Raw genomic sequence first — 22,876 nt, 5'->3', positions numbered from 1 at the left:
AAGTATCAGCACGAATGCGAACCGCTTCTCGGAGAACGTTACGGGTTATGACAAGAACGGTAACATCAAGAGTTTGCAACGCTATGGCCAGACTGGTGCCAGTGCCTACGGCCTGATAGACAACCTGACTTACACATTGACCGGTAATCAGTTGAGCCGTGTGGACGATGCCGTGAGTACCGCTGCATACGGTACAAACACTGCCTTTGTAAACGGTGCAAGCGCCGCAGGGGAGTATGCCTACGATGCCAATGGTAATTTAACGAAAGATTTGAATAAGGGAATTACCGATATTCAATATAATGTATTAAATTTGCCCAGTACGGTATCGTTCAGTGATGGTAGCACAATCACCTATACTTATGGTGCTGACGGCACGAAACTGAGAACAGTCCATAAGATAGGTAGTACAACCACAACGACTGACTACTGCGGTAATGTGATCTATGAAAATGGTACTCAGAAGTTGTTACTCACAGAAGAGGGTTACATCAACCTGACCGGTACCCAGCAGTATCATTACTATCTGAAGGACCATCAAGGTAACAACCGTGTAGTAATCAACCGGTCAGGTACTGTGGAGGAAACGAACCATTACTACCCTTTCGGTGGTGTGTTTGGCACTACAGGCAATACCCAGCCTTACAAGTATAACGGTAAGGAGTTTGACACGAAGAAGGGTTTGAATTGGTATGATTATGGGGCGAGACATTATGATGCTGCGTTGGGACGGTTTACGACGAATGACAGGTTTGCAGAGAAGTATTATTCGATGTCACCGTATCAGTATGGGGCGAATAATCCGGTGAATAACATAGATGTGAATGGAGATACAATTGTTGTAAATCCGAACCCGAATGGTTTGATAGATAATGTGAAAATGTTCTTTGGATTTGATACCAAGTATCAAAAGGACGTGAAAGCAGATTTGCAGCAACTTAAGAAGGATGATAAGGAAATTGGTGAGATGATTATTGAACTGGAGAAAAGTAAGAATGTTCATTCAATAACAAGGACTAAACGAGGAGAGTCTAATTCTTCAGGATTTGATAGAGAAAAAGCTAAAAAAGACATTCCGCAAGGAAGCATTATAAATTATGACCCTGATGTTAAAACGGATATTAATGGAAATCATCGGACACCAAGAATTGGTTTAATCCATGAGTTACAGCATTCGTCGGATGTAGATAAAGGTATTATGTCTTATGAAAATATAGGAAATGGAATACCCATGAGAGAAATTCGTGCTATTAATACTGAGAATAAAATTAGAAAAAGAACAGGAGATGCAAAAAGAACGGAATATCGTGGAAGGAAAATACCCCAAAAACTGTTGGAATAAGATTATCCTTATGTTGGGTATTAATCTCTTATTTGTAATGTGTGTACATAAAACAAGTGAGAGGTATGAAGATATGTTTGTTGATTCTACTTGGCAAAGCCCTTTTGTTGCAATGAATATAGAATACAAAGATAGTGTATATTCGATAGTTCCAAGAGAAGGAGATATGTACCTATTTCTGAATGATGGGGTAGCTAATAAGAAATATCGATATGAACTTTTTCCAATTTTATTAGAACAGACATTGGGTATAGACAGCATTACATTTTGTTCACTAAAGGAAATGGACTGTATGGTAACTCCACAGCCATACATAGATTCAATTTATAAAGGAAAAGTAGAAAATCTTATTTCTTTGCTTTTTAATGAGAAAGGTGTACTTTCTGTTGGTTTGTCATATCCAGAAGAAAAATATTTGATTTATTTGTTATTTCATCATGGAGTTTATCTTAATACAGATTGCGAAACTGGAGTTTTGTATATCTTAAATAAATAAGTATTTTATATTCTTGAAATAATCTATTTAATTGCTATCCTAACATCAGATATTACTATATCTTGCATGTTAGGATAGTTTTTTATTTACTTCCCGCTTCCGGAAAGACTACAAGAGAGGAAGTATACACTTACAGCTACGACTATGCTGACAGGGTGAGCAAGGTGGAGCATACATTGGGAGGCAGTGGAAAAGCCACTTATGACAACTTCGGTCGTTTGCTGACCAAGCAGTATCACGGAACGAGCATCAACAAACTGACATATGCCTACAACCTGCGTAGCTGGCTGACGGGCATCAGCGGTACATGCTTCACACAGAACGTGTACTACAACACGGGTGTGGGTACAGCGAAGTACAATGGCAATATCAGCAGCATGACCTGGAAGTCCGGGAACGAAAGTACAGTCCGCGGTTACAAATTCACTTATGACGGATTAAGCCGCCTGATGAACGCCACCTACGGTGAAACAGCCGGCATCAATACGAACACCAACCGTTTCAGTGAGAATGTAACCGCCTATGACAAAAACGGCAACATCAAGACCCTGCAACGTTACGGTCAGACCGCTGCTTCCAGTTACGGTTTGATTGATAACCTGACTTACACTTTGAACGGCAATCAGCTGACCCGTGTGGACGATGCCGTGACGGCTTCCGCCTACAACGGTGGCTTCGAGTTCAAGGACGGTGTGAAGCAGGCGAACGAGTACGTTTATGATGCGAACGGCAATTTGACCAAAGATTTAAACAAGGGAATTAGCGATATTACGTATAATGTATTAAATTTGCCAACAGGCGTCACTTTTGCTTCCGGCGGTTTCATACAGTATGGCTATACTGCCGACGGCATCAAGCGGCGCATGATGTATAAGGAGGCAGATGGTTCGGGCAATCTGGTTCCTACGGTGTATTGCTGCAATGTGGTCTATGAAAACGGTGTTGCCAAGCTTCTTCTTACGGAAGAGGGGTATGTTACGCTTTCGGACAAGAAGTATCACTATTACCTGCAGGACCATCAGGGAAACAACCGCGTAGTCCTCAGTTCCAGCGGTGCTGTTGAGGAAGCGAACCATTACTATCCCTTCGGTGGTGTGTTTGCAAGTTCAGGCAATGTGCAGCCTTATAAATACAACGGCAAGGAGTACGATGGCAAGAAGGGGTTGAATCTGTATGATTATGGGGCACGCATGTATGATGCTGCGCTGGGAAGGTTTACGACGGTGGACCCTTCTGCTGAAAATTACTTCAATACAAGTCTCTATGCTTATTGCGGGAATAATCCTATTAATCGGATTGACCTTGACGGATTACTTTTGGCTCGAATATTGATATATAAGGTCCTCTGATTCAATAAAGTGAACGATTCCCTGCTTTCATCACTATATGTCAACAGGGAATTTTACCTTTTATATAAGGCTACACCCTTTCCCTGACATGGTGTAGCCATTTACCCCAAAGGGTGTAGCTATCCGGGGCAAAGGGTGTAGCTCTGTTTAATGTGCCTTATCAGTGCCTGCGGCACACATAATCCGTTATTGATTTATGAAAAATCCCCCGTCGTAAGTGGGAAGAAAGAAATTTGTTTCAAATCTCCCCGAAATCATGTACCTTTGTGGCGGTACCTAAAAAGGAGGTAGCAAGATGATGAACAAGATAAATTCCGTATGCGTATATTGTGCTTCGAGCACAAAGATAGATTCCGTTTATTTCGATGCAGCCCGTGAGTTGGGCACTCTGCTGGGGCAGCGGCAAATTCGCCTGATTAATGGTGCGGGAAATATGGGACTGATGTCCGCTGTGTCCGATGCGGCACTCCGGGCAGGGGGAGAGGTGACGGGCGTCATTCCCCGCTTCATGGTGGAGCAGGGATGGCATCACACCGGACTTACCCAACTCGTGGAAGTGGAAAGCATGCACGAACGGAAAAAGACAATGGCCGACTTGAGCGATGCCGTCATCGCCCTGCCCGGTGGTTGCGGCACCCTGGAAGAACTGCTGGAAATCATCACTTGGAAGCAACTCGGACTGTATCTGAACCCGATTGTGATACTGAATGTCAAGAACTATTTCGACCCTCTGCTCGATATGCTCCGGCAGGCGGTGGACGAAAACTTCATGCGTACGCAGCACGGTGCCATCTGGCATGTGGCGCAGACACCGCAGGAAGCCGTGGAACTGATATATACCACTCCCTTGTGGGACGCCTCCATCCGTAAATTCGCTGCAATATGATAGGGCTGTTGATGGCTTGGGCAGTAGTGGGGACGGAGGGGATTCCTATTCCATATTCTCCGAGAATGGACGATGGCATCACCGTGGTCCTTTTGTGCTGTTTCTTTCTGTCGGCCTATGTCTTGTCACGCAGCCGCAAGTTCCTGCTGCAACTGGTGAAGGATTTCCTGCTTCATCGCGAACGTACCAGCATATTTGCCACTTCCACAGCCGCCGATATGCGCTATTTGCTGCTGCTCATCCTGCAGACCTGCATCCTAGCAGGCGTCTGTATCTTCAACTACTTCAATGATATACAGCCGGAACTGGTACGTCATGTGTCGCCGGGGCTTCTGCTGGGGATTTACATCGGTGTGTGTCTCTTCTATTTGTGCTTGAAGTGGATGCTCTACTCTTTTCTGGGTTGGATTTTTTTTGACGAAAGTGTTACAACGCTATGGCTTGAGTCCTATTCTACGCTACTTTATTACTTGGGATTCGCCCTTTTCCCGTTTGCCCTGTTCGTAGTCTATTTTGATTTGAGTTTGCAGCTGACGATAATAATCGGATTGATTTTAGCCTTTTTTGCTAAAATATTGATGTTATACAAGTGGTTAAAGCTTTTTTGTAACAATTTATATGGCGGTTTGCTTTTAATTGTGTACTTTTGTGCCCTTGAAATCATGCCTTGTTTTGTGTTATATCAAGGTGTGATGCAGCTAAACAGTTATTTGATAATAAAATTTTAGGACGTTGAAAATTAAGAAAGTACTTGTGTCGCAGCCGAAACCGGCATCAGAGAAATCTCCTTACTACGACATCGCCGAGAAGTATGGTGTGAAAATAGATTTTCGCCCATTTATCAAAGTGGAGAGCCTTTCAGCGAAAGAGTTCAGACAACAGAAAATTTCGGTCTTGGATCATACTGCCGTTATTTTTACTTCGCGTCATGCTATTGATCATTTCTTCCACTTGTGTACAGAATTGCGTGTGACAATTCCCGAAACAATGAAGTATTTCTGCGTGACGGAGGCCGTTGCTCTGTATATCCAAAAGTATGTGCAGTATCGTAAGCGTAAGATTTTCTTCGGAAACACCGGGAAGATTGACGATTTGATACCTTCCATTGTTAAGCATAAGACTGAAAAGTACTTGGTACCAATGTCGGATGTACACAATGATGACGTGAAGAATCTGCTGGATAAGAATAAGATTCAGCACACGGAAGCTGTCATGTACCGTACTGTCAGCAATGACTTTGCTGCAGATGAGGCTTTTGATTATGACATGCTGGTGTTCTTCAGTCCGGCAGGCATCAGTGCCTTGAAGAAGAATTTCCCTGATTTTGACCAGAAGGAAATCAAGATCGGAACATTCGGCTCTACCACTGCCCAGGCAGTCCGTGATGCCGGACTTCGTCTTGACCTGGAAGCTCCCAGCGTGCAGGCACCCTCAATGACGGCGGCGCTTGACATGTTTATCAAGGAGAATAATAAAGGAAAGTAAAAAGAGTTATGAGTTATAAGTTATGAGTGATTTGCTTATAGCTTGTAGGCATAACAATGGATTTATAAAATTGAGCTACAAGTGGTTGTGCTTTTATGTCGCCAGGTACTTGTAGCTCGTTTTTGTATCGCCCCATAACTTATCACTCATAACTCATCACCCATCACTCATAACTTATAACTCATCACCCCATGCCAAATACCTTGCGTAAGTCCGAACGGTTGGACAAGAAGAAAGTGATAGAGAAGATGTTTGCGGGCGGCTCACGCTCGTTTTCGGTTTTCCCTTTGCGTGTGGTGTATCTGCCGGTGGAGGAGCTGGAGGCACCCATTTCCATTCTTGTAAGTGTTTCGAAACGCCGTTTCAAGCGAGCGGTGAAGCGCAACCGCGTGAAACGCCAGATACGTGAAGCCTACCGCATGAACAAACACGGACTGCTGGCCGTGCTGACGGAAAAAAAGTGCCGTCTGGCCGTGGCCTTCATCTATCTTTCGGACCAGTTGGTAGACTCTTCTGTCATTGAGGACCGTATGAAGACAGCTTTGGCACGCATTGCCGAGAAGGTAGCGGCAAATGCTGAAGCTGAGCAAACTCCGCAGGTGTCATGAAGCGTCTGCTTTCATATCTGCTGCTGCTTCCTATCTATTTCTATCAGAAGTGCATATCGCCCATGATAGGGCCTTCATGCCGTTTTACCCCCACTTGTTCGCAATATGCGGTGGAGGCCATCAAGAAACACGGACCTTTCAAGGGGGTTTGTCTGGCAGTCAGGCGCATTCTGCGCTGCCATCCCTGGGGAGGTTCCGGATATGATCCCGTTCCATGAATATTCCAGTTGACATACATACACACCGGCTTCCGCAAGTACCCGGAACTGCCATTGCAAATTGCTATCCCGAAACGTTCTCTCCACAGAGCGGCGGATGGTATTCGGTGGGGATACATCCCTGGCATATAGGTCGGAGTGGAGGTGAACACTCAGGAGTTGAAGGTGCTGTGGCTAGCAGGGTGTGCGGCCTGGAGGAGTTAGTGCGCCATCCCCAAGTACTTGCCGTGGGCGAAGCCGGGCTGGACAAGCTGGCAGATGCTCCGATGGATTTGCAGGTGGAAGTGTTCAGGTGCCAGGCATGTTTGGCAGAGGAAGTGGGAAAGCCGCTGGTGATTCATCTGGTGAAGGCGGTTGATGAACTGCTGAAGGTGAAGCGGGACTTGCGCCCGTCGAATCCGTGGATAATACATGGTTTCCGTGGCAAGGCGGCGCTGGCGGAGGAATATCTGAAACATGGCTTTTACCTTTCATTCGGGGAGAAATACCAGGAAGCAGCCTTGTGCCGGGTACCTGCCGACCGGCTGTTCATCGAAACGGATGAAAGCGAAGTTTCCATCGGGGAATTGTATGCACGCGCTGCCGAAGTGCGCGGCATCTCTCCCGAGGAGCTTGGAGAAACACTCCGGAGAAATGTCTGCAAAGTCTTTTTTAAACCCTAAGAGTTGTTTCTTCGAATAAAGAGTCGTATTTTTGCGCAGATTAAAATAGGAATCAAACAATTCATAGATAATCACTTAAATAATTAATCAGATAACTTAATCATTCGATGAATTTTGTAGAAGAATTAAGATGGCGTGGCATGCTCCACGATATGATGCCGGGTACGGAAGAACTTCTGGCTAAGGAACAAGTGACTGCATACATTGGTTTCGACCCTACTGCGGACTCTTTGCACATCGGGCACCTTTGCAGTGTGATGATTTTGCGTCACTTCCAGCGTTGCGGACACAAGCCGTTGGCACTGATTGGCGGTGCTACGGGTATGATTGGTGACCCTTCCGGAAAGTCTGCCGAACGCAATCTGCTTACGGAAGAGACGTTGCAGCGCAACCTGGCCGGTATGAAGGCCCAGCTCTCCAAGTTCCTGGATTTTGATTCGGATGCCCCCAACCGTGCCGAGTTGGTGAACAACTACGATTGGATGAAGAACTTCACTTTCCTCGATTTTGCCCGTGAAGTGGGTAAGCACATCACCGTGAACTATATGATGGCGAAAGATTCTGTAAAGAAGCGTCTGAACGGTGAGGCACGTGACGGTCTTTCCTTCACGGAATTCACCTACCAGCTGTTGCAGGGGTACGACTTCCTTCATCTGTATGAAACCAAAGGCTGCAAGCTCCAGATGGGTGGCAGCGACCAGTGGGGTAACATCACCACCGGTGCCGAACTGATTCGCCGTACGAACGGTGGGGAGGTATTTGCACTGACCAGCCCGCTGATTACGAAGGCCGACGGTGGTAAGTTCGGCAAGACAGAGTCCGGAAACATCTGGCTCGACCCGCGCTACACTTCTCCATATAAGTTCTACCAGTTCTGGCTGAACGTGAGCGACGAGGATGCCAAACGCTACATAAAGATATTCACTGCACTGTCCAAGGAGGAGATTGACGCTCTGACGGCCGAGCACGAGGCTGCTCCCCATTTGCGCGTCCTTCAGAAGTGTCTGGCCAAGGAAGTGACTATCATGGTTCATTCCGAAGAGGACTATAATGCTGCTGTGGATGCATCCAACATCTTGTTTGGCAATGCAACTTCTGATGCACTGAAGAAGTTGGACGAAGATACGCTGCTGGCTGTGTTCGAGGGTGTTCCCCAGTTCGAAATATCCCGTGATGCACTGGCTGCCGGTGTGAAGGCGGTGGATTTGTTCGTGGATAATGCTGCTGTATTCGCTTCCAAGGGCGAGATGCGTAAGCTGGTGCAAGGCGGTGGCGTTTCTCTGAATAAGGAGAAACTGGCTGCTTTCGACCAGGTGATTACGACAGCCGACCTGCTGGACGAAAAATACCTGCTGGTACAGCGCGGCAAGAAGAATTACTATCTGATTATCGCCAAATAGCGGTATCCTAAAGAGAAGTAATTAAGGAAATAATGCTTTGGCAGTAAAAATAGCCCCGAAATATTTGGATATTTCGGGGCTTCCTTTTATCTTTGCACCGCTTTTTAACAGAAAGCCCTATGTTTGGACTATGGTGTAATGGTAGCACAACAGGTTTTGGTTCTGTTTGTCCAGGTTCGAATCCTGGTAGTCCAACTACGATGCAGCTAATTGCAGCTAAAAACCCACTAAAATCGCAAGTTTTAGTGGGTTTTTTTGTTATTCTTTCCCCCTCTTGTTGGCACTATAGGTATAGATTTTTTCTTTTTACGAATCTTTGAACGATATTGCTATATAATTGACACAAATTTATACGGTTTCTCCATTTTCTTTTGTTACATTTGCATCGTGTACGCAAACGATGTGTATTTGATGGCTGAAGTTATAACCTATTAAATGTAGTGCAATCATGAAAACGAACTATGAAATTCGCTATGCTGAGCATCCCGATGATGTGAAAAGCTACGATACGAAAAGCATTCGCTGCGATTTCCTTATAGGGAAGGCATTCTCCCAAAATAAAGTTTCCATTGAGTATAAACTACTTGCAAATCGTACATAAATAGAATATCACTTATTTAAACTTAATAATTTAACGTTATGAATCCGTATTTGAATTTTTCTTTGGAAGGTAAAGTAGCCCTTGTTACAGGTGCTTCTTATGGTATCGGTTTTGCTATCGCTTCAGCTTTTGCAGAGCAAGGAGCAACTATCTGTTTCAACGATATCAACCAGGAGTTGGTAGACAAAGGCTTGGCTGCCTATACTGAAAAGGGTATCAAGGCACGCGGTTATGTATGTGATGTGACAGACGAACCTGCTGTTCAGGCCATGGTAGCCCAGATTGAAAAGGAAGTAGGCTCTGTTGATATCCTCGTAAACAATGCCGGCATCATCCGCCGTGTTCCTATGCACGAGATGGAGGCTGCTGACTTCCGTCGTGTAATCGATATCGACCTCAATGCTCCGTTCATCGTATCAAAGGCTGTTCTGCCTGCCATGATGAAGAAGGGCCACGGTAAAATTATCAATATCTGCTCTATGATGTCCGAACTGGGGCGTGAGACTGTGTCGGCCTATGCCGCTGCCAAGGGTGGCTTGAAGATGCTGACTCGCAACATCTGCTCTGAATATGGTGAATATAACATCCAATGTAACGGTATCGGTCCGGGTTACATCGCTACCCCGCAGACTGCTCCGCTGCGTGAAAAGCAGGCCGACGGTAGCCGTCACCCGTTCGACTCGTTCATCTGCGCCAAGACTCCGGCAGGCCGCTGGCTGGCTCCGGAAGAACTTACCGGTCCGGCAGTGTTCCTGGCATCGGAAGCCTCTAATGCGGTAAACGGTCACATCCTCTATGTAGACGGAGGTATCTTGGCTTATATCGGAAAGCAACCGAAATAAATTTAAGGATAATTGAGAAGGTGATAAAGTGGCAGGATAATGTCACTTGTCACCTTTTTCTTTTGGGCGCGGATTACGCGGATTTCGCGGAAAGGATAAGGAAAATCCGTATAATCCGCGAAATCCGCGCCTAAAAGAAAGTTATACAACTGATTAGGAAAAAGCAATGATTATATGAGAAACTTTCTTTTATTATGTATGGCGGCCCTCTGCTGTCTTGCTTGCAACGATAGCAAGATAGTGACTGTTACGGTAACCAATCCGTTAGCGATGGACCGTTCCGATGAGATGGTAGAGGTGTCCATGACCGAAATCTCAAACCTTCTGAATCTGGCAGACACCGCACAGATTGTGGTTCTGAATGTCGAAGGGGAGCAGGTGCCTTACCAAGTGACCTACGATGACAAATTAATCTTCCCTGCTACGGTAGCCGCCAATGCATCGGCTGCATATACCGTCCAGGCCGGTACTCCCGTCGATGTGGAGGTAAGGGCTTGTGGGCGGCAGTATCCCGAACGTCTGGACGACATGGCCTGGGAGAACGACTTGGTAGGCTTCCGTGCCTACGGTCCTGCATTGCAGGCAAGGGGTGAACGCGGTTTCGGCTACGACTTGTTCACGAAGCGAGGCACTGCTGCACCGGTACTGGAAGACATGTATGCCAAGGAACTGGATGCAGACTCCTGGAAGCAGGTTAATGAATTGCGCAAGACAGACCCGAAGGCAGCCGATGAGCTGGTACGCACATTCTCCTATCATATAGACCACGGTTATGGCATGGACTGCTATGCAGTAGGCCCAACATTGGGAGCTGGAGTGTCTGCATTGATGGTGAATGATACCATTATCTATCCGTGGTGCTACAAGACGCAGGAGGTGCTGGACAACGGTCCGTTGCGCTTCACCGTGAAGCTGGAGTTCAATCCGTTGGCTGTGAAAGGGGATACTGCGGTGGTGGAAACACGTCTGATTACGCTGGATGCCGGTTCTCATCTGAACCGTACTGCCGTTTCGTATAGCAATCTAAAGGAATCTTTGCCCATTGTTACCGGTATTGTGCTGCACGAACCGGACGGTGCTGTGGTGGCTGATGCCGCTGGTGGTTATATGACGTATGTAGACCCCACTACCGGACCGGATAATGGCAAGATATTTATGGGGGCCGCTTTCCCTGCCGTTGTGAAGGAAGCCAAAACCGTGCTTTTCCCCATAGAGGAGAAGAAGATGCGTAACAATGCGGACGGTCATGTACTGGTTGTCAGCGACTATGAGCCGGGCGCTGACTACGTGTATTACTGGGGCTTTGCCTGGGACCGCGCGGACATCAAGACTGCTGAAGCCTGGAACCGATACATGGCTGATTTTGCACAGAAGGTGCGCAATCCGATGACGGTGAGTATCCGCTAAGTTGATTTTCTTCCTTTTCAGACGGAGAAGATTGAGAAGTTGGAGGTTTGTAACTGTCCGGACGAATGACAAGTGTTCTCAGAATAAGCTCTTCCCCTTGTAGACAAGTTCTGCAACGTTTTTGGCCTCCAGTTTTTCCATCAGGCGCTTCCGGTAAGTCTGTATTGTATTGATGCTGAGAAATAGTAATTGGGATATTTCAGAAGTGCTCAGTCCTTGCGAGAGATAGGCGAGCACTTCTTTTTCACGTCTCGACAATTCGGGAAGCGCATGTGGTAGGGTGTTTTGTTTTTCCTTGTCCAGTTCGCTGAAAACATTGCTGAAGTATCTGGTTCCGTTTTTCAGTGTACTGATGGCGTCTCTCAATTCGCTGGTGCTGGCATTTTTTGAAACAGCTCCGTTGATGTTTAGGGTGGATAATTTGGCTATGATCCAAGGTTCTTCATGCATGGTATAGATTAAAATGCCGCATTCGGATATCCGGCTGTGAAGGTGGGATATGAGTTGGAATCCATTCATATCCGGTAGTTCAAGGTCAATGATGCAAAGGTCGAATCTCTCTTTGAGGGTCAGTTGTTCCACGTCTTTTGCACAAGTGGCTCCTTTGCACGTCACTCCTTCGAGTTGCGAGGCCAGTGCGATGATGCCTTCAGCAACAATCGGGTGGTCATCTATTACCAGTATTCTGTATGTTTCTTTGTTTGGTTTCATTCGTTTATGTCAAGCAGTAGGGTGAAAACGTTGTTTTCTGTTGACGAGCATACATTGGCGGTAGCGTTGATGGCTCTGATACGGTCGTTTACGGTGCGCAATCCTATGCCGTCATTGTTGTTTGTTGCTGTTTGTTGCTTGTTTGCATTCTTACCGTTGTCTGTAATTTGCAGGGTATATTTATTTTCATTGTCGGCACGGAGACTGATGACTATATGACTGGCTGAGGCATGTTTCACGATGTTCATGGTGAGCTCTTGTACGATGCGGTACAGCTCATAAGCGGTTTCATTGGGAAGATGGCGTGATGCGTTGTTCTCCGTTGGATGATAGCTGACCTCTATGCCGGTGTTATCGGCCAGTTTGGCAGCATAACGGTCGAGTATCTGGTCTAGACTGAGATGCTCGAATTCGGGAGGCATCAGTTCGTGTGAGATATTCCGCACGTTGTTTCTCAGTTTGCTGACGAGTGAAGCCAGTTCCTGCTCATTCCCTTTGCCGGCAGAAGTTTCTATCTTCATTTGCAGCCCCAGCAGGTCGTTGGCTATGCCGTCATGCAGTTCCTTGGCAAAATATTTGCATTCCTCTTCCAACCCTTCAATGTAACGGCGTGCCGAGTTCAGTTCGTTTTCTTGCTTTAGCAGTTCAATCTTCTTTTCGGCTATTCGTTTCTTGTGGCGGAGCGTCAACAAAGTAATGAGAGCAAGACCGGACAGAAGGGCTACAGCAATGGAGGCTTTTAGCAGGAAGGCTTGGTGTTCCAGTTGTTCTTGTTGCAGGTGGGCTATCTCCAATTCCTTTTCTTGTGTGTGATATTTCACGTTGAATTCTGCCATTTGTTGCGTCAGATTGTGCTGTGCCAGCGTATCAGTCCACATGCGGGCACTATCCATATAGGTGTAGGCCAGTTTGGGGTTTCCCAAAGCATCGTAGCATCGTGCCATTTGTGTAAATAATGTTTTGGGCTCGGTACCGGTTTTCCGGTTACGCAGCCAGTGGAAGTCCTTCAAGGCGCGGGCATAGTTTTTGCGGTTTGTTTCGGTGGCTGCCCTCGATTGTATGAATCCTATGGCAGCGATGGAGTTGGATGGTACCCGTTGTAGTAGTTTGTTCCCCAATTTCAAGTAGTGGTCTATGGAATCAGGTTGTTCTTTTCGTTCAAAGAGTCTCAGCATGCCGGGCAGGCAGCGTATCTTCCATAAGTCTTCGTTTCCCTCTCCGTGGCAGGCAATGTTCTAGGCTTTGCGGTTGGATTTTTCAGCATCATCCAGCTTGTTCAGCTCAGCCTTTATGGTTGTCCTGATTTGCCAGGTGGTGAAAGCTACGAATGGGTCTTCGGTTCTGGCGGCATGTTCGGTGGCCATGTCGGTATACTTTTCAGCTTCGTCCAGCTGCCTGATATTGAAGTATAGGATGGACACATTGTTGCAGATGTGGGCTATCCAGCTTTCGTCCCCATATTGCAAGGCACTGTCCAGTGCTTTATTGTAATAGTAGAGTGTAGAGTCATTCATTTGGTGCTGACGGTAGAGGAGGCCCAAATCGTTGTATACGCTGATGTGCTTTTCCAAATCATCTATCTGCGGCAGGTAGGGGAGCACATTTTTTTTCATGGCAAAGGCTTCTTCTGTCTTTCCCACATAGACCAGCAGTGTGGCTTGTTCGTTCAGCAAGATGGGATACATGAAGGAGTGCTTTACGTTCCGGGTGGCAAAGGCGCTGTCGAAGCTACGTTGCGCTTCATCGTAGTGTCCTTCTTCCATGAGATTGGCTGCCCGGTTGTAGAAGTGTGCCAACAGAGTGTCTGTTGGTATTTCTCCGGCGTGAAGCAGGATAGTGGTTAAAGAAAAGAGGAGTGATAATAGCTTAGTATGGAGTACCCTCATATCGGTATATTTTAGTGGAATTCAATCTGTGCCTAGTTGTTGCAAATATACGTCTTATTCATTTTGCTTTTTATCGGAGATGCTGAATTTTTTCTGTATGTGGCTGAAAAATCACCTTTTTCAGTGACAAGGAGTGAAAGGAAAAGTTTATTACTTTGCAAAAAATATTAAGCTTTGTCTGGGAATGATAAATGGCCAAAAGTATCTGTCCGGGTTTGAATGGCAGAGTCTTGTTGTCGTGAGATACGGACGGCATTCCTTATACTTTTGTTATTATGGATTTTCCTTAGAGGGATGGGGATAAAACAAGATTTGTAACTTATGAAAATGTTTAAAATGATGGCTGCCTCCATGTTGGGTGTGGCGTTGTGCTTGGGATTCACTGCTTGCAGTGACGATGACGAAAATGAGAATGGTGAGGGTGGCGAAAACACCGCCACTGTGGTCAATCCTTCGCAAGTGTTTACGGGAGGGCTTCCGAAGTCGGTTTCGGGCATGGCGATTTCTCACAATGAAGAAGGGCTGGTGACGAACATTACAACTGAGGATGGGGATAAAGCCGTCTTTGAGTACTTTCCCGCTACTACAAAGGCAGATGTTGCAAAGGACCGAGCAAGAATCACCGTGACGGATGAAGAGGGCGATGTTACAGAACTGAACTTGCAGCTCAACAGCGATGGTTATGTGGAATTTTGCAACTCAATAGACCACGCTGGTACTCCCGATGCCGATGAGTTTACTTGGGAGATGGAATACGACACTGAAGGCCATCTGGTTGTAATGAAACGCTCTGAAAGCGATGGTGAAATAACGAACATCACCTATAAGGATGGAGATGTGGTGAAGACTTCCACACGTTATGTAGCTAGTGGGGATCTCAATGGTGACGGAATTATCGACAGCAATGACGAGTGGGAGTATAGTGCTGCCATAGACTATACGACGGATAATATAACAGCTCCTATCGAGAATAAGGGCTGCCTGATGTTGTTTGATGAAATACTGGATGTGGATATGGACGAGATGATATATGCCTATTATGGAGGCATGCTTGGTAAGGCTACGAAACATCTGCCGCTTGTAGGGCATTATACATACAATGGCGAGGACTCTGTGTCCGATATGTATTTTACATGGACATTGAATTCCGACAGTTATCCTACGGAACTGGTTGTAAAAGACCAGTGGGATGAATACAGATGTACATTTACTTGGTAATTATAAAACATCTGTTTATTCTTGTGGAACAGGACATGAGCCTATAAAATGTAAGGGGTTGCCTTTTGCCGAGACAACCTCTTCTTATTTTATGTGGAATTTATTGTGACAGCAGATGTTGGTAACTTTCTGCTGTTTCAAGTTTATAATACTTTGAATTCATATCCCTCTTCCTTCAGGAAGTCAATGGCGCGCGGCAATGCGTACTGCAGGTTTCCGTTGCACCAGGATTTCAAGGAATCGTGGAAGGTGATGATGGAGCCGTTGCGGGCGTAGCGCATCACGTTGGCTAGCACTTGCGGACCGCGCAGCTTCTTGCTGTAGTCGCGGGTCACGAGGTCCCACATCACAATCTTGTAGGTTCGTTTCAGCGTGAGATACTGGTTGGCGAACATATGGCCGTGGGGAGGGCGGAACAAGAGAGGGTAGAGAACCTTCTCCACATTGCAATTGATGTCCCCACCCATTTCCATGAAAATCTTCGCCTGTTCGGTATTTCCCAGATAATTCTTGGCCGTGTATTCAAATCCACGGATATGGTTGAAGGTGTGGTTACCGATGCGGTGCCCACACTCAACGACCATCCGGAATTCGTCCGGATGCTTCCGTATGTTGTCACCTACCATGAAGAAGGTGGCTTTGATGTTGTGCTTATCCAGCAGGTCGAGCACCCAGGGAGTTACTTCGGGGATAGGGCCATCGTCGAAAGTCAGATAAACGGCTTTTTCATTGGGGTCCATCCTCCAGACTGCACCGGGATATAGTTTGCGAAAAAACTCAGGAGGTTGTTCTATAAACACGTGATTAAGGATTAAGGGATTAGGGATTTTAAGGATTAGGGGTTAAGGATTAGGGGTTAATGATTAGTGATGAACTGCACAGGCTAATCCCTAATCCTTATTCTCACTCCTTCATTCTGTCCACATACATATTATACAGTTCTTCCACCTTCGGCTCGTAGATTTCGGCGAGCTTGGAGTTGTACTTCTTCATGGCCTTCACCTCGGCATCGAGTACAGCCCAGTGGTATTCAAACTCACGGGTAGAAATCATGAAGCGGTTGTCGTCCAGGCTCAGATACCAGGTCAGGTACTCTACAGCCTTGTCAGCAAGGGCTTTCATCATCTCGTCTGCCTTGGCGGTTTCGCCCAGTTGGTAGTAGGCTTCCGCCATCTGTACGGCACCGTTCTGCCAGTCGTAAGGCACGTTGTAGGCGGGAATCACCTTTTCTGCATAGTCCAGGGCAGCTTTTGCCTTGTCTTTCTTGCCCTCACGCATCAGCTGCTGCACGAGTTGGGAGAAGATGCGACGGTGAGAGTGGCACATGCGCATGGCGTTCTCGTCGATATAGATGCCCGGCTTGTCGATGCCACCGAACTTGAACTTGTTCATCAGGTTGTCGTACATCTTTTCGGAGTCTATTGTCACGCCCGTCTTACTGGTGTCGAACGGAGTGAAACGATAGGCAAGACCTTCCTGAACGAAGTGGTTTTCCATATTCAGCTGGTTCTCCCTGCCTACGCTGACAGCGATATAGATGGGGCGTTCCCAGTTGGCCTCGCTCAGCATTTCGAGCATCATCAACTCGCTCTTGTAGAGGGCGCGTTTGCCTTTCAGCGAAATGTGCATGTAGTCGGGGATTGAGTCGCCCGGTATCATCATGCCGCTGCGGCGCACGGCTTCCTTGTCTACCTTGATGACAATGCTGTCGGTAGGAATCACCTTCAAGTCCTGATTCTTGTTGCGCACCCAGTTCTTGAGGATATTCTTTAGCTCATACGGGTTGTCACCGAATTCTTTCTTTACATTGACTAGTGCTTCGGGATTACCGTCCAGTGCCTGCTTCTCGGCTTCGGCATAGAGCTGGTCGATGCTTTTCTTGTACTCAGGCTGGATGGGGACGTATTCGTTGGTGCCTTCTACGTACTCCATACGGTCCCAGGTGATGGGGAGAGAAGGACTGTCGTAGGCGGGGCGCTTCATCTGGTCGATGTACCAATCGGTCTGCAGGTACGAGAGGTTGCAGGTACGGGCGTCGGTACGGAAACCTTCGGTCTCCTGGTTGTACCAGAGGGGGAAGGTATCGTTGTCACCATTGGTATAGATAATCGGGTTGCCGCTTTCTTGCAGGGACATCAGGTAGTTCTGGCCGAAGTCGCGTGCCATGTAGCGGTCGCTGCGGTCGTGGTCGTCCCAAGTCTGGCTTGCCATCTGCACGGGGACAAAGAGGCAGGCTACGGAAACGATGGCGGCAGCAGGCAGTTCCTTCATCTTGGCATAGTCTTGAAGCAGACGGACGAGTCCTGCTACACCCATACCAATCCAGATGGCGAAGGCGTAGAACGAACCGGCGTAGGCATAGTCACGTTCGCGCGGTTGGCTCGGAGTCTGGTTCAGGTAGAGCACGATGGCGATACCGGTCATGAAGAAGAGGAAGAAGACCACCCAGAATTGCTGGATGCCTTTCTGCCCACGGTAGGCTTGCCATAGCAGGCCGATGATACCCAGCAGCAGGGGCAGGCAGTAGAATACGTTGTGTCCCTTGTTGTCTTTCAGTTCCTGAGGCAAGAGGCTCTGGTCGCCCACCAGCCAGTTGTCGATGAACGGGATACCGGTAATCCAGTTGCCGTGTTCAATTTCTCCGCTGCCTTGTATGTCGTTCTGGCGTCCGGCGAAGTTCCACATGAAGTAGCGCCAGTACATCCAGTTGAGCTGGTAGGAGAAGAAGAACTTGATGTTTTCCCACTGTGTGGGCATGTTTACCATAATCATGTTGCCGCATTTGTCATAGGGCACATCGTAACCCTTGATGTCCTGCCAGGCATGGTATTGTTGTGTATGGGCACTGCTGTACATACGCGGGAACAGCATGTTCTGGGCGTATTCGTACTCAATGCGTCCGGGGATTTCGATGTACGAATCCTTTTCGTCGGGTGTAGCTTTCTCCTTGCGGATGAACTTCGTGCCGTTGTACTTGATGCGCGGTTCGCAGTAACCGTCTTTCACGTCCAGTGCCACTTGCGAGGAGAAGGCAGGGCCATAGAACAGCGGGCGTGTGCCATACTGCTCGCGTCCCAGGTATTCGCCCAGTGTGAAGATGTCTTCCGGAGAGTTCTGGTCCATCGGCGTGTTGGCGGTGGAGCGGATGACGATAAGTGCATACGAGGAATATCCGATGACGATCATCATGGTGCAGAGCAGCGAGGTGTTCAGCGTGCGTGCCGATACGCGGAATTTCTCTTTGACGGCTGCCTGCGTCTTCGGACGGAGGTAGAGCCACAATGCGGCAATGACAATGACACCGATAACTACCGAGCTGGTACCGTGTCCGTAGAACGGGATACCCAGCATGGCGATGGTGAGTATGAACGAGAGTGCCATACGTGCCTTGTTGCGTTCGGTATAGCTTTCGTAGATACCCCAGATGAGGCAGGCTGCCAACAGAATGATATATACGATGACACCCGTGTTGAAGGACATGCCCAGCGTGTTGACGAAGAGCAGTTCGAACCAGCCGCCCACTTTCACGATACCCGGCACGATGCCGTAGAGTACGGCTGCTACCAGTATGCCCGAAGCGAGCAATGCCAGCAGGGAACCTCGGGCATTGGCGTTGGGTACTTTCTTGTAGTAGTATACCAGTACGATGGCGGGCAGGCAGAGCAGGTTCAGCAAGTGCACGCCGATGGAAAGTCCCGTCAGGTAGGCGATAAGAATCAGCCAGCGGTCACTGTGAGGCTCGTTGGCAACGTCCTCCCATTTCAGTATGAGCCAGAATACGACGGCAGTGAACAGTGAGGAGAAGGCATACACCTCGCCTTCCACAGCGCTGAACCAGAAGGTATCGCTGAACGTGTAGGCAAGTGCGCCCACCAGACCGCTACCCATGATGGTAACCATCTGGCCGCGTGTGATATTGTTTTCGTCTGTCACCACAAGTTTGCGTACCAGGTGCGTGATGCTCCAGAAAAGGAACAGGATACATGCGCCGCTCATCAGCGCGCTCATGTAGTTCACCATCTTGGCAACGGTGGAGGCATCGGAAGCAAATTGTGAGAATAGGTTGGCTACCAGCATGAAGAACGGTGCGCCGGGCGGGTGTCCTACTTCCAGCTTATAGCCGGTGGTGATGAACTCCGGGCAGTCCCAAAAGCTTGCAGTAGGTTCGATGGTCATGCAGTAGACCGTCGCTGCAATGAGGAAGGTAATCCAGCCTACAAGGTTGTTTACGGTTTTGTACTGTTTCATTCGGATGAAATTCGTTATTATGTAATTTTCTTGTTATCAGTTGCTTAATTGCTGATTGACAGACGCTGGCGTCTGTCGTGTCAGAGTCTGGTGTTTGTCACGTCAGACACCGGTGTCTGTCGCGCTGAAGTCCAGTGTCTGTTGCGGCAGGCAATATTGTCTGCTTCGGCAGGACGTGGATGTATGGTACACAACGCGGCAAAGATAATAAATTCAATTCTAAATAAGTGACAGTAAGGTGGATTATTAGGATAGGTTAAGGGATTTGGGGATGCGGAAAGGAAGCATCCGCCTTGCCTGGTTGAATGAATCTTTCGTTTATAACCGAAAATCTTGTCTTTTTCGCTGACTTTTTAGGTTATGGACGAAAAAAAAGGCTGGGAATCTTCGTTTATAACCGGAAATTATGAGAAGCTGTTTGTTTCGCTTGATGACTTCTGCCTGCCGTCTAATGAAGGAATGCGGCATGTGTGGGCGTGGGAACTGTATGGGTTGTTGTAAAAGGCGCTGAAAGATAGCAATGTCCTTGTATTCTTGACAAAAAGTAATGCTTTTGCCCGTTTCCCTGCCACGCATGGTTTTGCAGAAGAACGGATTTGGGATATGTTGTGGATATTCGGTTCATAAAGATGCGTTCTTCTTGCATATTCTTCCGCTTTTGTGGGACTTTTATGCAGAAATTGGCTACACCTTTAAGCTAAAAAGAGTATGCCGTTTTACTAAAAGGGGAGTTACGTTTTAGTAAAACGGCAACTCTGTTTTAGTAAAACGTTCTTTTGCTTTTACCTTTTCGGTGTATCAGGGCTTTCGGAGAGGTGATTCTGAATTATTAGAAGGATGTTTGTTTTGGTATAATGCTTATAGCCTGCTGTTTACGACTTTCCGCTCTTGTATTTCCTTCTGCGTGGGTGACGGGACGGAAATACGCGATTCTCGCGCGATAGAAAATACAAAGTGTCAGAATGACAAAAAGAGAGTGGAAGCTCTTTCAAGTGCTGAAGTATCGTCTTTTGGCATACTGCTATCAAAAAAACACCCAATCTTTTTCTTGTTTTCATTCTTTATCTTTAAATTTGCGAAAGAAGCAAGGAAGTGTCCTTGGTTTCCATGTTTTTGTGAAATGATATTGTAAGAAGCGTTGTGCTTCATTCTTGTCTTTGAGAACCTGAGAAATTTTCGAGAACAAACAAGGATGGCACAGATGGTTCCTACGCTGGTTTCGGCGTGGGTCTGCTGTCTGTTCATCTGTTTGTTCGGGTTTTCTCAGGACCTTCAAAGACGATGGATAGCACGCAGTTCCACGCTGTCTTTTTTTATATTCTCGGAGGAACGCGGGGACTAATACTATCTGGTTATGATTCTATTTAAAGTGAATTCTAAAAGTTCCAATTTTTGCAATTGGTTTATAAAAAATGCGTTCCAATTTTTAGGTATTGCCGCATTGGCCGGATTTACCTTGCTGCCTATTTCATCATGCAGCGACGATTACGATGACAGTGAAATCAAAGACCGTCTGGACAAGGTGGAGGACAAAGTGACCGAACTTGAGGAATGGTGCTCCACTGTCAACAATGAAATTGCTTCATTGAAAAGATTGATAACGGCTTTGGAAAACAATGACTATGTAACCGGGGTGGAAACTCTTGAAAACGGATACAAGATAACCTTCTCCAAAAGCGGGAGTATCACTATTCATAACGGTAAAGATGGAGCTGACGGGGAAGATGGAAAGGATGGTTATACTCCCATTATCGGTGTGGACAAATATTCTGACGGTCTCTACTATTGGACCATTCAGGTGGAAGACGGGAAAACTGTCTGGTTGACTGATGCGGATGGTGATATGATACGCACTACCGGAGACGACGGTAAGGATGGAGAGGACGGTGAAGATGGAAACGACGGTCTGACACCTCATATCGGAAAAAATGGCAATTGGTGGATAGGTACAACAGACACGGGAATAAAAGCCCGAGGTGAAACCGGCAATGACGGCCTGACTCCATATGTCGGTGGCAATGGTAACTGGTGGATTGGGGATATTGATACGGGGGTGAAAGCCCAAGGTGAAACCGGTAATGATGCTCCTACTCCGATGATTAAAACCGGTGCGGATTTGGGAAATGGTTATATTAGAGATGCTGTATATCTTTCTGTGGACAATGGCGAAAACTGGATTGAAATTTCCGGAGACAAAGGGGAGCAGGGGGATTCTTTTTTTAAGGGTATAGACATTTCCAATGAAGACTACGTCATTTTTACATTGAAAAATGGGGCACCTATTAAGATAGCCAAATGGTCAGCTATCAATCAGGACCCGGTTCCAACAGGAATAATTATTTTAGATTACTCTCCGGCAACCATTGTCAAAGGCGACCGAATCAAAGTTAAATTACGTATAAATCCAAGTGGATTCAAGGTCACTAAAGAAAACATAGAACTTGATGCATGGTACAGTGATACTTACTTTCTTGAAGATGGAAAAAGCCAAACCCGTGCCTCTTATGTTACTCCATCGGACTATTATGAATTGGTAAATATAGAGCCGGACAAAAACGAAAAGGATGAAGAGCTTGAAGGTCAATGGATTGCTACTATACAGTCCAAAGGGACTGGAAATTATCGAAATCTGTCTGAATTATCATTTGTTGTTAATTATACAGATATGAAGGGAAATATTCAACAAGTTAGTTGCCTTTACTCAATACCAATTGAAACTGTTCCAACGGTGAATGAAGGAGTTGCATTCAGTTATTCAAAGGTACAAACGATTTATGCTGAGGAAAATACTGCAAATCCATATATTGTATTTATTGACCCTCATACTTACAGAAATAGCCAAAACAAAGTATGGCGCTATAAATGGGATTTCATAACGCATGTAGATACTGAACAGAATGACGAAGAACTGACAGCCGATATAGCTTCCTTATATGATGGACATTACATATCTTTTATGCCGAATTTGAACAATACGATATGGGAGGGTGTAAAAGATAATATTGCTAAAAAAGCGTCCTCTTTAGTAAATATAAAGTTAATGGATTCTGCAGGTAACCATAAAGAACTTGAATTACCTATTACTTATTGTCCCAGTGATATAGAATTAAAGCTAAATTTGTCTGCTACAGAAGTTAATAAATATCTAAACGGTAGTTATTTTATAAATATAGGAAAGGAACTGGAGGAATATGGACTGACTCAAGATTTCATGTCTAATTTGAGTATAACAGCACTTTTTGGAGGGCTGGAAGTGGGATGGTGGGATGAATTTCCATTACTTATAGACGGTTGGGAAATAATTAATGAAAACAAAGAATTTGAACCGGTTGCAGAAGCTTGGGTCACAGATGAGGTGAATGCTGGTATGGAAACTCCTGAAGATGAAATAGCAACTGTGTCAATAGACGTTACAAGTACTGCACAAGAATCCACTACTGTATTCTCATTGGTCAGTTTAAAAATAAAGTTACCTATAATGATTGTAGATACTGATTAAAAATTAGTTTGCATTAAC

Annotated in this window: 19 protein-coding genes, 1 tRNA gene and 2 pseudogenes; 17 read left to right on the top strand and 5 right to left on the bottom strand. The window is 46.4% G+C overall.

The features are described 5' to 3' along the window. From DW096_RS18395 to DW096_RS18330, 14 genes and pseudogenes are all read left to right on the top strand, one after another. On the top strand, window positions 1–1,342 hold a 1,342-nt coding region (locus DW096_RS18395; RefSeq protein WP_233555733.1), incomplete at its 5' end, for an RHS repeat domain-containing protein. Continuing rightward, entirely contained in the window at window positions 1,308–1,838 is a 531-nt protein-coding gene (locus DW096_RS18390; RefSeq protein ID WP_118931273.1) for a hypothetical protein, read from the top strand. The genes DW096_RS18395 and DW096_RS18390, both read left to right, overlap by 35 nt. Window positions 1,839–2,215: 377 nt before the next feature. Further along, window positions 2,216–3,148 (top strand): annotated as a pseudogene (locus DW096_RS18385) (RHS repeat-associated core domain-containing protein); the annotation flags it as partial. Window positions 3,149–3,485: 337 nt separating this feature from the next. Beyond that, window positions 3,486–4,073, top strand: a complete 588-nt coding sequence (locus tag DW096_RS18380) for a TIGR00730 family Rossman fold protein (RefSeq protein WP_057281536.1) — start codon at window positions 3,486–3,488, stop codon at window positions 4,071–4,073. Then, entirely contained in the window at window positions 4,070–4,801 is a 732-nt protein-coding gene (locus DW096_RS18375; RefSeq protein ID WP_009037548.1) for a DUF4271 domain-containing protein, read from the top strand. The genes DW096_RS18380 and DW096_RS18375 overlap by 4 nt, the downstream gene beginning before the upstream one ends. Window positions 4,802–4,805: 4 nt before the next feature. After that, entirely contained in the window at window positions 4,806–5,558 is a 753-nt protein-coding gene (locus tag DW096_RS18370) for a uroporphyrinogen-III synthase (RefSeq protein WP_005834069.1), read from the top strand. Between the two features lie 191 nt (window positions 5,559–5,749). Beyond that, complete coding sequence (rnpA, locus tag DW096_RS18365) at window positions 5,750–6,166, top strand: ribonuclease P protein component (RefSeq protein WP_057281494.1); 417 nt, start codon at window positions 5,750–5,752, stop codon at window positions 6,164–6,166. Next, complete coding sequence (gene yidD, locus DW096_RS18360) at window positions 6,163–6,384, top strand: membrane protein insertion efficiency factor YidD (protein ID WP_057281493.1); 222 nt, start codon at window positions 6,163–6,165, stop codon at window positions 6,382–6,384. Before rnpA ends, yidD begins: the two co-directional genes overlap by 4 nt. Continuing rightward, window positions 6,381–7,046, top strand: a complete 666-nt coding sequence (locus tag DW096_RS18355; RefSeq protein ID WP_009037550.1) for a TatD family hydrolase — start codon at window positions 6,381–6,383, stop codon at window positions 7,044–7,046. Before yidD ends, DW096_RS18355 begins: the two co-directional genes overlap by 4 nt. A gap of 107 nt (window positions 7,047–7,153) precedes the next feature. Continuing rightward, window positions 7,154–8,446, top strand: coding sequence for a tyrosine--tRNA ligase (gene tyrS / locus DW096_RS18350; protein WP_005834072.1), 1,293 nt, complete (start codon window positions 7,154–7,156; stop codon window positions 8,444–8,446). A gap of 124 nt (window positions 8,447–8,570) precedes the next feature. Continuing rightward, window positions 8,571–8,641 (top strand) — tRNA-Gln (locus tag DW096_RS18345). A 253-nt stretch (window positions 8,642–8,894) separates the two neighbouring features. Continuing rightward, window positions 8,895–9,029 (top strand): annotated as a pseudogene (locus tag DW096_RS18340) (5-keto-4-deoxyuronate isomerase); the annotation flags it as partial. Window positions 9,030–9,085: 56 nt separating this feature from the next. Beyond that, on the top strand, window positions 9,086–9,889 hold the full coding sequence (locus DW096_RS18335; RefSeq protein ID WP_005831048.1) for a gluconate 5-dehydrogenase: 804 nt from the start codon (window positions 9,086–9,088) through the stop codon (window positions 9,887–9,889). A gap of 174 nt (window positions 9,890–10,063) precedes the next feature. Then, entirely contained in the window at window positions 10,064–11,296 is a 1,233-nt protein-coding gene (locus tag DW096_RS18330; RefSeq protein ID WP_005838041.1) for a DUF4861 domain-containing protein, read from the top strand. A 78-nt stretch (window positions 11,297–11,374) separates the two neighbouring features. Here the strand turns inward: DW096_RS18330 and DW096_RS18325 are convergent, their stop codons facing one another. The 3 genes from DW096_RS18325 to DW096_RS19620 are packed head-to-tail and all read right to left on the bottom strand — an operon-like array spanning window position 11,375 to window position 13,893. Next, a complete protein-coding gene (locus DW096_RS18325; RefSeq protein ID WP_118931170.1) occupies window positions 11,375–12,007 on the bottom strand; it encodes a response regulator transcription factor in 633 nt (210 codons plus the stop codon). Continuing rightward, the gene (locus tag DW096_RS19625) at window positions 12,004–13,182 is read right to left on the bottom strand and encodes a sensor histidine kinase (RefSeq protein ID WP_227212874.1); all 1,179 of its coding nucleotides are present in this window, start codon (window positions 13,180–13,182) and stop codon (window positions 12,004–12,006) included. Before DW096_RS19625 ends, DW096_RS18325 begins: the two co-directional genes overlap by 4 nt. Window positions 13,183–13,242: 60 nt before the next feature. Next, on the bottom strand, window positions 13,243–13,893 hold the full coding sequence (locus DW096_RS19620) for a hypothetical protein (RefSeq protein ID WP_227212876.1): 651 nt from the start codon (window positions 13,891–13,893) through the stop codon (window positions 13,243–13,245). A 321-nt stretch (window positions 13,894–14,214) separates the two neighbouring features. On the opposite strand from DW096_RS19620, the gene DW096_RS18310 reads away from it, so the two are divergent. Continuing rightward, on the top strand, window positions 14,215–15,111 hold the full coding sequence (locus DW096_RS18310) for a DUF4595 domain-containing protein (RefSeq protein WP_005831035.1): 897 nt from the start codon (window positions 14,215–14,217) through the stop codon (window positions 15,109–15,111). A gap of 143 nt (window positions 15,112–15,254) precedes the next feature. On the opposite strand, the gene DW096_RS18305 is transcribed toward DW096_RS18310, so the two are convergent. Both DW096_RS18305 and DW096_RS18300 read right to left on the bottom strand, forming a co-directional pair. Then, the gene (locus DW096_RS18305) at window positions 15,255–15,911 is read right to left on the bottom strand and encodes a polysaccharide deacetylase family protein (protein ID WP_118931168.1); all 657 of its coding nucleotides are present in this window, start codon (window positions 15,909–15,911) and stop codon (window positions 15,255–15,257) included. A 103-nt stretch (window positions 15,912–16,014) separates the two neighbouring features. Then, entirely contained in the window at window positions 16,015–19,359 is a 3,345-nt protein-coding gene (locus DW096_RS18300) for a DUF2723 domain-containing protein (protein ID WP_120028797.1), read from the bottom strand. A 360-nt stretch (window positions 19,360–19,719) separates the two neighbouring features. Here DW096_RS18300 and DW096_RS19485 point away from each other — a divergent pair, with 360 nt between their 5' ends. Both DW096_RS19485 and DW096_RS18290 read left to right on the top strand, forming a co-directional pair. Then, window positions 19,720–19,860 carry a hypothetical protein gene (locus DW096_RS19485; RefSeq protein ID WP_165853728.1) on the top strand — a complete coding sequence of 47 codons (141 nt, stop codon included), beginning with the start codon at window positions 19,720–19,722 and terminating at the stop codon, window positions 19,858–19,860. 853 nt (window positions 19,861–20,713) lie between these two features. Continuing rightward, on the top strand, window positions 20,714–22,858 hold the full coding sequence (locus DW096_RS18290) for a PL29 family lyase N-terminal domain-containing protein (RefSeq protein ID WP_118931167.1): 2,145 nt from the start codon (window positions 20,714–20,716) through the stop codon (window positions 22,856–22,858). The last annotated feature ends 18 nt before the right edge of the window (window positions 22,859–22,876 follow it).

This window comes from Bacteroides sp. AM07-18 (assembly GCF_003602695.1).
GTDB lineage: Bacteria > Bacteroidota > Bacteroidia > Bacteroidales > Bacteroidaceae > Bacteroides > Bacteroides uniformis.
This window is presented reverse-complemented; position numbering and strand designations above follow the sequence as displayed.